The 12,421-nt window shown below is 64.4% G+C and carries 14 protein-coding genes; 6 read left to right on the top strand and 8 right to left on the bottom strand.

Going from position 1 to position 12,421, the window contains the following annotated elements:
* Together N0B71_RS18455 and N0B71_RS18450 are read right to left on the bottom strand one after the other, a co-directional pair.
* Complete coding sequence (locus N0B71_RS18455; protein WP_259754141.1) at positions 1 to 948, bottom strand: putative 2-dehydropantoate 2-reductase; 948 nt, start codon at positions 946 to 948, stop codon at positions 1 to 3.
* The gene (locus N0B71_RS18450) at positions 948 to 1,334 is read right to left on the bottom strand and encodes a thioredoxin (RefSeq protein WP_259754139.1); all 387 of its coding nucleotides are present in this window, start codon (positions 1,332 to 1,334) and stop codon (positions 948 to 950) included. Before N0B71_RS18450 ends, N0B71_RS18455 begins: the two co-directional genes overlap by 1 nt.
* On the opposite strand from N0B71_RS18450, the gene N0B71_RS18445 reads away from it, so the two are divergent.
* Positions 1,333 to 1,752: a PilZ domain-containing protein gene (locus N0B71_RS18445; protein WP_259754137.1), complete on the top strand. Its 420-nt coding sequence runs from the start codon at positions 1,333 to 1,335 to the stop codon at positions 1,750 to 1,752. The genes N0B71_RS18450 and N0B71_RS18445 overlap by 2 nt on opposite strands.
* Positions 1,753 to 1,932: 180 nt before the next feature.
* A complete protein-coding gene (locus tag N0B71_RS18440) occupies positions 1,933 to 3,009 on the top strand; it encodes a 3-deoxy-7-phosphoheptulonate synthase (protein WP_259754136.1) in 1,077 nt (358 codons plus the stop codon).
* Between the two features lie 202 nt (positions 3,010 to 3,211).
* On the opposite strand, the gene N0B71_RS18435 is transcribed toward N0B71_RS18440, so the two are convergent.
* Positions 3,212 to 3,496 carry a GNAT family N-acetyltransferase gene (locus tag N0B71_RS18435; RefSeq protein WP_259754135.1) on the bottom strand — a complete coding sequence of 95 codons (285 nt, stop codon included), beginning with the start codon at positions 3,494 to 3,496 and terminating at the stop codon, positions 3,212 to 3,214.
* Positions 3,497 to 3,517: 21 nt separating this feature from the next.
* Positions 3,518 to 4,792, bottom strand: coding sequence for a hypothetical protein (locus tag N0B71_RS18430; protein ID WP_259754134.1), 1,275 nt, complete (start codon positions 4,790 to 4,792; stop codon positions 3,518 to 3,520).
* A gap of 238 nt (positions 4,793 to 5,030) precedes the next feature.
* On the opposite strand from N0B71_RS18430, the gene N0B71_RS18425 reads away from it, so the two are divergent.
* Both N0B71_RS18425 and N0B71_RS18420 read left to right on the top strand, forming a co-directional pair.
* Positions 5,031 to 5,720, top strand: coding sequence for a crotonase/enoyl-CoA hydratase family protein (locus N0B71_RS18425; RefSeq protein WP_259754133.1), 690 nt, complete (start codon positions 5,031 to 5,033; stop codon positions 5,718 to 5,720).
* A 156-nt stretch (positions 5,721 to 5,876) separates the two neighbouring features.
* On the top strand, positions 5,877 to 6,068 hold the full coding sequence (locus N0B71_RS18420; RefSeq protein ID WP_259754132.1) for a hypothetical protein: 192 nt from the start codon (positions 5,877 to 5,879) through the stop codon (positions 6,066 to 6,068).
* A 106-nt stretch (positions 6,069 to 6,174) separates the two neighbouring features.
* On the opposite strand, the gene N0B71_RS18415 is transcribed toward N0B71_RS18420, so the two are convergent.
* Complete coding sequence (locus N0B71_RS18415; protein WP_259754131.1) at positions 6,175 to 6,678, bottom strand: macro domain-containing protein; 504 nt, start codon at positions 6,676 to 6,678, stop codon at positions 6,175 to 6,177.
* A 281-nt stretch (positions 6,679 to 6,959) separates the two neighbouring features.
* Between N0B71_RS18415 and N0B71_RS18410 the strand changes: the two genes are divergently transcribed.
* Both N0B71_RS18410 and N0B71_RS18405 read left to right on the top strand, forming a co-directional pair.
* The gene (locus N0B71_RS18410; protein WP_259754130.1) at positions 6,960 to 7,181 is read left to right on the top strand and encodes a hypothetical protein; all 222 of its coding nucleotides are present in this window, start codon (positions 6,960 to 6,962) and stop codon (positions 7,179 to 7,181) included.
* Positions 7,182 to 7,272: 91 nt separating this feature from the next.
* The gene (locus N0B71_RS18405; RefSeq protein ID WP_259754129.1) at positions 7,273 to 8,244 is read left to right on the top strand and encodes a magnesium and cobalt transport protein CorA; all 972 of its coding nucleotides are present in this window, start codon (positions 7,273 to 7,275) and stop codon (positions 8,242 to 8,244) included.
* 337 nt (positions 8,245 to 8,581) lie between these two features.
* On the opposite strand, the gene N0B71_RS18400 is transcribed toward N0B71_RS18405, so the two are convergent.
* The 3 genes from N0B71_RS18400 to N0B71_RS18390 form a co-directional block, all read right to left on the bottom strand.
* Complete coding sequence (locus N0B71_RS18400; protein WP_259754127.1) at positions 8,582 to 9,322, bottom strand: amidotransferase; 741 nt, start codon at positions 9,320 to 9,322, stop codon at positions 8,582 to 8,584.
* 203 nt (positions 9,323 to 9,525) lie between these two features.
* On the bottom strand, positions 9,526 to 10,080 hold the full coding sequence (locus tag N0B71_RS18395; RefSeq protein WP_259754126.1) for a cysteine hydrolase family protein: 555 nt from the start codon (positions 10,078 to 10,080) through the stop codon (positions 9,526 to 9,528).
* A gap of 189 nt (positions 10,081 to 10,269) precedes the next feature.
* Positions 10,270 to 12,414, bottom strand: a complete 2,145-nt coding sequence (locus N0B71_RS18390; protein ID WP_259754125.1) for a 3-hydroxyacyl-CoA dehydrogenase NAD-binding domain-containing protein — start codon at positions 12,412 to 12,414, stop codon at positions 10,270 to 10,272.
* Between the last annotated feature and the right edge of the window lie 7 nt (positions 12,415 to 12,421).

Genomic DNA, 12,421 nt, shown 5'->3' with positions numbered 1-12,421 from the left:
TCAGCGTGCCTGGTTGCGTGCGTCGATGAAACGCAGCGCGCGATACAGCGCTTCGATCTTCGGCAATTCGCGCCCTGCCCGGCGTGCGGCCTCCAGCGGCGCGGTGTAGATCGCGCCCAGCTCCAGCGGCCGGCGCTGGGCGAAGTCATGGTACATGCTGGGCAGGTAGTCCGGCATGGCGTCAGTGGAGCTGAGCATGGCGCCGACGATGCCCTGGGGCAGCGAGTAGCCGCAGGCGGCGGCGCCGGCGACGACCTCCTCCATCAGCTCCGCCGCCAGGGCGCGGCTGTCGGGGTTGTCCATGATCGCCCGCGTGCCGCTGTTCAGCAGCACCGAAAGACCGTTGTAGGGAATGTTCCAGACCAGCTTCTGCCAGCGCGCCTGGACCAGGTCGGGCATGGCCTTGGAGTCCAGGCCGGCGCTGCGGAACAGCGCAGCGCCCTCTTCCACGATGGCCTGGCGGACCTCGGCCTCGAGCGCCGGACCGCTGTGGTAGCCGAGGTTCACCCCACCCAGGGCCTGGTGTTCGATGACACCCGGCTCGGCGCGGTGCACGCAGATGTAGCACAAGCCGCCGAGCACATGCAGATGCTCGGGCAGCAGCGCACGCAGCTGGTCCTCCACGGCAAGACCGTTCTGCAGCAGCACGACCTTGGCGCCCGGCGCGGCGGCGCGCGCGATCAGCGGCGCGAGGTCGGCATTGCTGGTGGCCTTGGCGCCCACCAGTAGCCAATCGCAGGCCGGCATCTTCGCCACGTCGTCGTAGGCGTTCACCGGCGCCAGGCTCAGCGCGCCGTGCACCTGGCTGTTCAGGCGCAGGCCGTTCTGCACCACGGCGGGATATTCGCTGCGCAGCAGGAAGTGAACGTCATGGCCGGCGCGGGCCAGCATCAGACCATAGAAACCGCCAATGGCACCGGTTCCGATGATGCCGATTCGCAGACTCATCAAGGCAACTCCTCAGCAGGGCGCGCCAGGGCAGCGCGCAGGGCATGAATCAGGGGTTCGGGGCGCAGCGGCGCGTGGACGGCGCCATGAAAATGTCCGTCGCGCACCAGGAACAGGGACGGCAGATGGAAGACTTCGTAGCGCTCGACCAGCCCGCCACTGTGCCCGGCGTCGATCCAGCACAGACGATCCACCGGCAGGTCGAACTGCGGCAGCGCATCCTTCGCCCAGCGACAGGTGGAGCAGCCCTCGCCGGTGAAAATCAGCAGCGACACCCCCGGCAACTCCAGCAGCCGGCGGTCGGCATCCAGGTCGGTCAGCTCCAGGGCCGGCACTATACTCACAGTGCCACCACGATAAAGATTGCAGTCGGAGCGTTCCGTCATGCGTCAGTTCCTGCGCCACCCGTGCGATTTTCCGGTCGAGCTGGTCATCCGCAAGCAAACGTTCCTGCCGCGCCAGCGGTTGCACAATATCAGCCTCGGCGGCGTTGCGTGCAATTCGCCGCGGGGCTTTCGCCGTGGCACCTCCATCGAACTGCGCATTCCCCTGCTGGGCGATGCCGCGCGTTACGCCGGCGTGATCGCCTGGAGCCGCAAGCAGGTGAACGACTACTGGGTGGGCATCGCCTTCATCGACGAAGACACGCTGTTTCGCGCGCGCATGGTCGAGCAGGTCTGCCGGATCGAGCAGTACCGGCGGCAGCGCGAACAGGCCAGCGGCGGCAGCCTGCCGTTCGAGGAGCTGGCGCTGGAATGGATCGCGCAGAACGCCGCCGACTTCCCGATGTTTTGCGCGGTCTGATCGGCGGCGGGCAGAAAGTCGCGCAAATCCCCGTGTTGCGGGCATTTTCCTCAAGCGAGCCATTGTCGAGGCGACGCCTGAACGGTTAAGGTTCGGGTTCCCCTTAGCGACACCAATGCCTGCGCCCCATCGCACGGGGATTTCTGGCGGCCGGCACCCGTGACCTGATTGAGTACCACGATGGCTGATTTACAGATCGACGACCTTAACGTTGCCTCCAACGAGACCCTGATCACGCCGGAGCAGCTCAAGCGCGAAATCCCCCTGACCGACGCCGCCCTGCGCACCGTCGCCCACGGCCGCCAGGTCGTACGCGACATCCTCGACGGCAAGGACCACCGCCTGTTCGTGGTGATCGGCCCCTGCTCGATCCACGACATCAAGGCCGCCCACGAATACGCCGAGCGCCTGAAAGTACTGGCCGCGGAAGTCTCCGACACCCTGTTCCTGGTGATGCGCGTGTACTTCGAGAAGCCGCGCACCACCGTTGGCTGGAAGGGCCTGATCAACGACCCGTACCTGGATGACTCCTTCAAGATCCAGGACGGCCTGCACATCGGCCGCCAGTTGCTGCGCGACCTCGCCGAGATGGGCCTGCCCACCGCCACCGAGGCGCTCGACCCGATCTCCCCGCAGTACCTGCAGGACCTGATCAGCTGGTCGGCCATCGGCGCTCGCACCACCGAATCCCAGACCCACCGCGAGATGGCGTCCGGCCTGTCGTCGGCGGTCGGCTTCAAGAACGGCACCGACGGCAGCCTGACCGTGGCGATCAACGCGCTGCAGTCGGTTTCCAGCCCGCACCGCTTCCTGGGCATCAACCAGGAAGGCGGCGTCTCCATCGTCACCACCAAGGGCAACGCCTACGGCCACGTAGTGCTGCGCGGTGGCAACGGCAAGCCGAACTATGACTCGGTCAGCGTCGCCCTGTGCGAGCAGGAACTGACCAAGGCGAAGATCCCGCTGAACGTGATGGTCGACTGCAGCCACGCCAACTCCAACAAGGACCCGGCCCTGCAGCCGCTGGTGATGGACAACGTCGCCAACCAGATCGCCGAAGGCAACAACTCCATCGTCGGCCTGATGGTGGAAAGCCACCTGGGCTGGGGCAGCCAGCCGATTCCGAAGGACCTGTGCCAGCTGCAATACGGCGTGTCGATCACCGACGCCTGCATCGATTGGGACACCACCGAGAAGGCCGTGCGCAGCATGCGCGCCAAGCTCAAGGACGTGCTGCCCAAGCGTCAGCGCGGCTGAGGCTTCAGGCACGAACGAAAGCCGGGCAAATGCCCGGCTTTTTCTTTGGCTCTTCGTAGGACCGAGGGGGACGCCTAGTCCTTGCTGGCGAATGGAGTCTCCCACAGCACCGGCCTCAGCGCTTCGCGAGCCAGCTCGCTCCTACCAAAGAGCCGCCCATGAAAAAGCCCCGCATCAGCGGGGCTTTTTCATGTCGCGCCTGTCAGAGCGCAGTGTCGGTGTGGCGCTGGCGGCGTTCCAGGTAGCGCTCGACGTAGGAGCACGACGGAATGACGCTGTAGCCCTCGCGCTCGGCGTACTGCAGCGCATGCTCGGTGAGGGCGGCGGCGATGCCGCGGCCGCGCAGGCTGTCCGGAACGAAGGTGCGGTAAATGTCGAGCGTCTGCTTGCCCAGATCCATGTAGGCCAGATAGGCGCGATGACCATCCACCGTCGTGACGAACTGGTGGCTGGTTTCATCATGCTGGATGGACAACGACTCACTCACTTGCTCTCTCCTTCCGGGGGCTTACAACATGACCCGCACCTGATTGATCTTGTTCAGGCGGAGGAACATTTCTGCCGAACCCGTTCCCATCAGGACGGTGATATAGACTCGACCGTTCTCCACCTTGTGCAGCACACCCTGGTAATAGGCACCATCGTACGTGATGAACTGCAGGCGCTTGCCGGTGTACTGGGCAAGGCTTTCAACGTTAACGAACTCATATTGCTGCGTTTTGGCCTGCGACTCAACCGTTTCCGGGGCCGAAACCATTTGATATTGGCTTTCCGGCGTGATTTTTTTCTTCAGCGGGTCGACCCAGGCGAACCCCAGCGGTGTCACCGATTCCTGGTTGACCAGCACGACCGGACGCAGCATCTGGATCACATCCTTGGGCTCGAAAAATTCCAGGCCGCCCCAGGCCATGCCCTCGGTAGGTGTCAGCTCCACGCGCAGCGAGCGCGGGTCGGCCAGGTAGCGCCCATAGGCATCGAGCAGCGGCTTGTCGAGGGCGATGCGCTGCAGGCGCAGGGCCTTGTCGAACTGCTCCAGCGCCATGGCGGTGTAGGCCTTCTGGTCCACGCCGAGCTTGCTCCGGCAGAACTCGCTGACGCGGCGCTGATACTGGTTGTCGTTCATCTCGACCACGACCTGGGACACGCGCGGGGGGTTCACGCGCATGTCGCCGGGGCGCTCGGACACGTTCATCAGCGTCATGCTGGTGTGCATGTCGAGCATGTCACGGGTATCGCTGCGCAGGTCGAAGGTCAGGGTCTGCGCGCCCGGCTGCAGACGGTAGGAGAACTCGATGTCCGACTCGAGCGTGCGGTAGCCCATCTGCAGGAGCTCGTCGACGCCGATATTGCGCACGCTGCCACAGGCCACTTCGCTCAACGCGGTGAAGGCGCTCTTCTCGGCAGGCTGCGCATACAGCGATTGCATGAACGGGCCGTGAATCTGCAATTCCACGCCCTTGAGGTCCACGGCCATCTGTTCCGGCAGCTTGCCCTCGCCCAGGCGCTCCTTGAAGCTGAGCAGCTCGCGCAGGCCATTGAACTTCAGCTGTGCATGGGCGACCTTCAGGCTGTCGTTGGCCGCCGGCACGCGGATCACCACGTTCTGCAGACCCACCCGGCCGTCGAATGACGAGGAGATGCCGCCATAGGTGATTTCCATGAACGGCGAGACGCGGGCGATGGCGTCATTCACCACGCTGCGAACGGAGAGCCAGAGCGACGCCTTGATGATCAGGGCGATCGCAACGACGGCAAACAGGGACCACTTGAGAAGCTTCGACATGGCAGGCACATCCTGGATTGTGCAAGAGCGGGACGCAGGGATACTGGCAGCTTAACAGTACGCCTCAGACCTCTCCATTGGAGTCGTCGGAATTTGCGTGCACAGCGCACAGAAATTGCCCGATTTCTATGGCATGCGGCTGACTTACCAGTCAGTCAAATCGCTTTACGCCCCCGGCCTGCGCCAGTATGTTCTGGCCCACTTTCAACCCACGGCTTCCAACCCAGGACTCTCTGCCATGAGTGAGCTGATCAGCTACCAATTCGAAGACGGCATCGCCACCCTGACCCTGAACAACGGCAAGGTGAACGCCATCTCCCCGGCGGTCATCGAAGCCTTCAACCAGGCCCTGGACCAGGCGGAGAAAGACCGCGCCATCGTCATCGTCACCGGCCAGCCGGGCATTCTCTCCGGCGGCTACGACCTCAAGGTGATGACCTCCGGCCCGGAAAACGCCGTGAACCTGGTGGCCGCAGGTTCCACCCTCGCCCGCCGCATGCTTTCCCACCCCTTCCCGATCATCGTGGCCTGCACCGGCCATGCGGTGGCCAAGGGCGCCTTCATCCTGCTCTCGGCCGACTACCGCATCGGCGTTGATGGCCCGTTCCAGATCGGCCTCAACGAAGTGGCCATCGGCATGACCATGCACCACGTCGGCATCGAGCTGGCCCGTGACCGCCTGCGCCGTTCCGCCTTCACCCGCTCGGTGGTGAACGCCGAGATGTTCAACCCGCGCGACGCCGTGGACGCCGGCTTCCTCGACAAGGTCGTCCCGGCCGAACAGCTGCAAGCAGCCGCCCTGGAAGCGGCGCAGCACCTGAAGAAGCTGAACATGACCGCGCACCGCAACACCAAGCTGAAAGTGCGCAAGCACCTGCTGGAAACCCTCGACAAGTCCATCGAGCTGGACAAGCAACACCTGGCCTGACCATCCGAACACGAAAGCCCGGCCATGTGCCGGGCTTTTCTTTGTACGACTGTTACCTAAAGGGCAACACTGATTAAGCATATTTGCTATTTTTCGAAAATTATTACGCATTAACCTATGGATGAACCCAAAGCAAACCAACCGGAGGTGTTCATCATGAAACTCAACATCATTGCCGCCAGCGTACTGGCCGCCGCTACCGCTTTCGCCGCCCAGGCCAGCTTCGCCGAGGAATCCTCGCTGATGCAGGACCGTATGGTTCACATGACCCAGGCCGCTATCGGGCAACAGCAGGCCGAGCAGTCCGCCAGCCAGGTGAACGTCGAAGCGGCTGCCAAGCAGGGCTGAAACCTTCCCATACCAGCCGCCGCCCACCGCAGGTGACGTCATGCAGTCCCGCCCGACGCGAAAAGCCCGGCGTGATGCCGGGCCTTCCAGGGACGATGACGCAGGCTCAGAGTTTTTCGGCGGCCGCTATCCCACGGCGATAGGTCTCATAGACCACCACGTTGATGTCCAACTCGCCCAGGTAGCGCTCCACCAGCGGCTTGACCTCTTTCCAGTCCAGCCCGCCGACACCCGTCGCCAGGCAGGGCAGCGCCACGCTGCCGACACGCTCGCCCTTGAGGTATTTGACCAGCTCCTTCAGGCAGTGGCCGACGTTCTCCAGCGTCGCCCCGGCCGGTTTGGCCGCGCGCCCGTCGCCCTGCATGCCCTGGGTGAGCAGGTTGGCGATGCAGCGGGTCGAGCCATCGGCGTCCACGCCCGACCAGATCCAGATCGAGCCCGGCTTCGGCGCGTTGGAATGCGAGGCGTGGCGGTAGTCGCGCACCATCGACGGCCAGCGTTCGCGCAGCTCCAGCGCCAGGCCGCTGTCGAAATGGTCCTGCGGCGCAATGCCGTGCGCGATGACCTGGGCCTTGCTCAGCAGAATGTCGCCTTCAACGTATCGAATCATGGGAAGTTCCTTGCGTTCGGGAAATCCGTGGCAGCCTCGCGCCACCACCTGATTTCCACGCTACGCCGGGCAGTTTCCCCCTCCTTGACGAGGGTCAAGCAGCCATGAAGCCCGCCAGAGTCCCGGAAACATCCGACAGCCTCCCGCTACCGCCCCTGCGCCTGGTCACGGCGAAGCCATCTATCAATTTGCCTGATACCCGGAAGCAACCGGCATCGTTATTCAATCGAAATGACCAAAGCGACACTGGGCCATCACTTCCCCGGACCCGAGTTGCCAGCATGAACCGTCAAGCCCACCGCTACGCCCGCAATGGCGCCCTCGCCGCCCTGGGGCTCTACACCATCGTCATCCTGGTGGTCACCGCCCTCAGCGCCGGCTTCGACGGCGCGCGCCATGCCCCGGTGGACAACGTCGACCGCAGCGACCTGTTCCAGCGCTTCAACCAGGTGGTCCCCGTCGCGCTGCAAGGCCTGCAGGACGCCCTCACCCCGCACTCCTGATTCGAGCCCCGCTGGCGCGTTGCGCCAGGCTGTCCAACACTGAACCCTGCACCAGGACCCCAGACTCCATCGCCGCAGGGTGGGCTTCGCCATGGGCCGAGTCATCGCTTCCGCCGTCTACAGCAAGGGCCGCAAGGTCTCCGACATCGCGCTGGAGGACGGCTATCGCTGGGCCTGCCAGCCCGACCACTTCGTCTGGACCGGCCTGCAGGAGCCGACGCCAGAGGAAATGTTCAACCTGCAACGGCAGTTCAACCTCCATGAACTGGCCGTCTCCGATGCGCTGGAAAAGCACAGCCGGCCGAAACTGGAGACCTTTGGCGATGCGCTGTTCATCGTCATCTATTCGCCGATCCGCGCCGATAACCGACTAATGTTCGTCGAAACCCACCTGTTTGCCGGGATCGGCTACATCATCAGCGCGCGTCACGGTTTCTCCCAGTCCTACGCCCAGGTCCGACAACGCTGCGAAGCGCGCCCGCTACTGCTGGCCCACGGCACCGACTTCGTGCTCTATGCCCTGCTCGACTTCGTGATGAGCAACTACGAACCGGTGGTGGAGGCCATCCGCGGGGAAATCGAGGAGGTGGAGCAGCAGGTGTTGCGCAAATCGCTGACCCAGGAGCAGATCGAGAAGATCTACGGCCTGCGCCGCGAGGTACTGCGGCTCAAGCACTACGCCGCCCCGATGGTGGAGATCTGCCAGGAGCTGCAAAGGCTGGACTTCCCCTTCATCGACAAGCAGATGCGCCCGTACTTCCGCGACGTGGCGATCCACGTGAACCGCCTGCTGGAAGACCTCACTACCCTGCGCGACGTGGCCAGCCAGACCATCGAGGTCGGCCTGGCGCTGGAGTCGTCCCGGCAGAGCGTGGTGCAGCGCAAGTTTGCCGCGTGGGCAGCGATCCTCGCCTTCCCCACCGCCGTGGCGGGCATCTACGGGATGAACTTCGAATACATCCCGGAGCTGCACTGGCACTACGGCTACTTCCTGATCATGGGGCTGCTGGCGCTGGGCTGCGTGGGGTTGTACATCAGCTTCAAGCAGGCGGATTGGCTGTAAGCCACGTAGGGGCCTGAGGGCTATCGCGGACGGAGTCCGCTCCTACATGAGATATCGTGCCGGCCCGCCCTCTCCCTGAAGGGAGAGGGCGCCGCGCGTGCCGGCTGACAAGATGGTCTCAACCTGCACCAAGCGGTCTTCTCCTCCTGCAGGAAGAGGGAAACACCGGCATGGACATTCAGAAGAAGACCTTTGCTCCTACGCTAGCGGGTTGCGCAGGAGCGGACTCCGTCCGCGATCGGTCCGAATCCGCACCCACCTCACCCGTAACCACATCCTCTGGCACAAACGAAAACGCCGCTCCTATGAGCGGCGCTTTCCGTCAGCACGGCAGGAATCAGGCCGCGCTTTTCTTCTTCTGGTCACGCCCCTGCTGGACGAAACGCATCATCCATTCACCCACCGCGGTGCCCTGGTGCGGGCGCGCGAGGCTGTCGATGCCGGACTGGAACACCGGCTCGCTGAAGATGTGCTTGCGCAGCTCGAGGATCGCCTGGGAATAGTCGCTCTGGAACTCTGGGTGGCCCTGGAAGCACAGCACCTGGTCGCCAATGGCGTAGGCGGCGTTGGGGCAGAAGTCGCTGGAGGCGATGCGGCGCGCGCCGTGGGGCAGTTCGGTGACCTGGTCCTGGTGGCTGACCAGCAGGGTCAGACCATCACCCAGCGACGGGCTCATCCATTCCGGCTGCTCTTCGATGCGGTAGTCGTGGATGCCCACGCCCCACCCCTGGCTGGCGCGCTCGGTCTTGCCGCCCAGCACCAGCGCCAGCAGCTGGTGGCCGAAGCACACGCCCAGCAGCTTGTCGCCGCGCTGGTAGAGCTTGAGCACGTAGTCCTTGAGGGTCTGGATCCAGGGATCAGTGCCGAAGGAGTCCGCCTTGCTGCCGGTCACCAGGTACGCATCGAACCTTTCATCGTCGGGCGGGTAATGCCCTTCCACCACGTTGTAGACCTTGAACTCGGCCGGAACGGGTTGCTTGGCGAACAGTTGCTGGAACATCCAGCCATAGCCCTTGTACTGGTCGATGAGTTCGGGGCGGAGGATGTCGGTTTCCAGAATGCAGATGTGCAACGACATGCAGGGGTGATTCCTGGGGGGTTAGCGGCTGATAAGAATGGTTATCCTGACACTGATGAAACGCGCGTGAAAATTACGCCCTATTTTTTCACCACACAAGATGCCAAGGCGAATCTTGCGTAGGAATTTCAGGGGAAATACCGGAAAAATCGACTTCCTTCAATTGCACGGATGCACAGGGGTGACGGCCGGTTGGCAAGGACTCAGCCCAAAGGCAGCCGTTGCCGCAGCGCGTCCGCGGTGAGTACCTGCGCATATTCGCCCTGCAGGTTGGCCAGGGACATGGCGTGGACCTCCTCGGCGCTGCGTTGCACGCCGTTGAAATCGCGCTTGGCGAACGCGAAACAGGCGTCTGCCACCACCTGGGTAGCGAAGCCCAGGTTGCCCGATGTGCGCGCCGTGGCCTCCACCGAGTTGCTGGTGCTGACGCCGCAGATCACCACGGCCTCGATGCCTCGCACGCGCAGCCAGCGCTCCAGGCTGCTGTTGATGAAGGCGTCAGGAACGTTCTTCTCCACCACGTGCTCGTGCTCCAGCGGCGCCAGGGCGTCCTGGAACTCCGCGCCCGGCTGCCCGGGCCAGAACGGCGAGCCTGGCGTGCGCGAGATGTGCCGGATGTGCACCAGCGGCCAACCTTCGCGACGCCACAGGGCCAGCAATTCGCCGATGCGCTGCTCGGCCTGCGGGTTGTTGCGCGGCTCCGGGCTTTCGCGCATGCCTTTCTGCTGGTCGATGGTCAACAGGGCGGGAGGCGTCATCGGGCATTCCTTGCGGGACAGAAAGCGCCATCCTACGGCCTGCAACGGCAAGAAAAAACCGGCCACGTGAGCCGGTTCTCCAGAGCGACGATTCTTCTGTAGGAGCGAGCTTGCTCGCGAACAGCCCCGCTGCGAAGCCGGCTTCGCGAGCAAGAACTAGACGCCCCCTCGCTCCTACAGAAGGGCCCTTCAGAACGTCTCGTTGCGCGCGGCCTTCTCCAGCAGCAGCGCCGGCGGCAGGAAGCGCTCGCCGTACTGTTCTGCCAGGTATTGGGCGCGGGCGACGAAGTCCTTCAGGCCGTACTGGTTGATGAACTGCAGCGCGCCGCCGCTCCAGGCGGCGAAGCCGATGCCGAAGATCGAGCCGATGTTGGCGTCGGCGGTGGAGGTCAGCACGCCCTCCTCCACACAGCGCACCGTCTCGATGGCCTGCACGAAGAGGATGCGGTCACGCACGTCCTCGGCGGAGATCTGCGCGTCAGCCTTCTCGAAACGCTGCTTCAGCTCCGGCCACAGGTGCTTCCTGCCGTTGGCGGGATAGTCGTAGAAGCCGGCGCCGGCGGCTTTGCCCGGGCGCTTGTACTCGTTGACCATCAGGTCCACCACGGCGAAGGCCGGGTGCGCGGGCAACGGCTTGCCCTCGGCCTCCAGGTCCTTGCGGGTCTGCTCGCGGATGTGGCTCATCAGGCTCATCGACACTTCGTCGCTGATCGCCAGCGGGCCCACCGGCATGCCGGCCTGACGCGCCTGGTTCTCGATCATCGCTGCCGATACGCCTTCGCCGAGCATGGCCAGACCTTCATTGGTGAAGGTGCCGAACACGCGGGAGGTGAAGAAACCGCGGCTGTCATGGACGACGATCGGCGTCTTCTTGATCTGCAGGACGTAGTCGAAGGCGCGGGCCAGGGTGGCGTCGTCGGTCTTCGCGCCACGGATGATCTCGACCAGCGGCATCTTGTCCACGGGGCTGAAGAAGTGCAGGCCGATGAATTTCTGCGGCTGCGCCACGGCTTCGGCCAGGCCGGTGATCGGCAGGGTCGAGGTGTTGGACGCGATCACCGCCTCGGGCAGCGCGGCGGACTCGGCGGCGGCGCTGACCTTGGCCTTCAGGCCACGGTCCTCGAACACGGCTTCGATGATGAGGTCGCAGCCCTCGAAATCGGCGTCGCTGGCGGTCGGCTTGATCCGCGCGAGGAAGGCGTCGCGCTTCTCGACACTCATCTGGCCCTTGCTGACCTTCTTGTCCAGCAGGCCAGCGGAGTACGCCTTGCCCTTTTCCGCCGCCTCGAGGGAGACGTCCTTGAGCACCACGTCGATGCCGGCGGCGGCCGAGACGTAGGCGATGCCCGCGCCCATCATGCCGGCGCCGATCACCCCGACCTTCTTCGTCTGCTGCGGGGCGATGCCCTGCGGACGGGACTTGCCGGCGTTGATCTCGTTGAGCTGGAACCAGAAGGTGCCAATCATGTTCTTCGCCACCTGGCCGGTGGTCAGCTCGGTGAAGTAGCGCGCCTCGATCAGCTGCGCGGTGTCGAAGTCCACCTGCGCGCCCTCGACGGCGGCGCACATGATCTTCTCCGGCGCGGGGAAGCAGCCCTTGGTCTTGTCGCGCAGCACGGACGGAGCGATGGCCAGCATCTGTGCCACGGCCGGGCTGGAGGGGGTGCCGCCGGGAATCTTGTAGCCGGCGCTGTCCCACGGCTGCTTGGCGGCCGGGTTGGCGGCGATCCATTCGCGGGCCTTGCTCAGCAGTTCTTCGCGGCTGGAGGCCAGTTGATGGATAAGGCCCGCCTTGAGCGCCTGGTCCGGGCGCACCTTCTTGCCTTCGGCCAGGTACGGCAGGGCTTTCTCCAGACCGAGCAGGCGCACCATGCGCACCACGCCCCCTCCGCCGGGCAGCAGGCCGAGGGTGACTTCCGGCAGGCCAAGCTGGACGTGGCTTTCGTCCAGAGCGATGCGGTGATGGCAGGCCAGGCAGATTTCCCAGCCGCCGCCCAGCGCCGCGCCGTTGATGGCGGCGACCACCGGCTTGCCGAGGGTTTCCAGGCGGCGCAGCTGGCCCTTGAGCACCAGGATGCCTTCGTAGAAGGCCTGGGCGTCTGCCTTGGTCACCTTGATCAGTTCGTTCAGGTCGCCGCCGGCGAAGAAGGTCTTCTTCGCGGAGGTGATCACCACGCCGGCGATCGAGTCCTTCTCGGCTTCCAGGCGCGCCACGGTGGCGGCCATGGCCTCGCGGTACACACCGTTCATGGTGTTGGCGCTCTGGCCGGGCATGTCCATGGTCAGGACGACGATGTTGTCCTGGCCTTTCTCATAACGGATGGCGTCAGTCATGTTGTTC

This window comes from Pseudomonas sp. GCEP-101 (genome assembly GCF_025133575.1).
Lineage (GTDB): Bacteria > Pseudomonadota > Gammaproteobacteria > Pseudomonadales > Pseudomonadaceae > Pseudomonas > Pseudomonas nitroreducens_B.
This window is presented reverse-complemented; position numbering and strand designations above follow the sequence as displayed.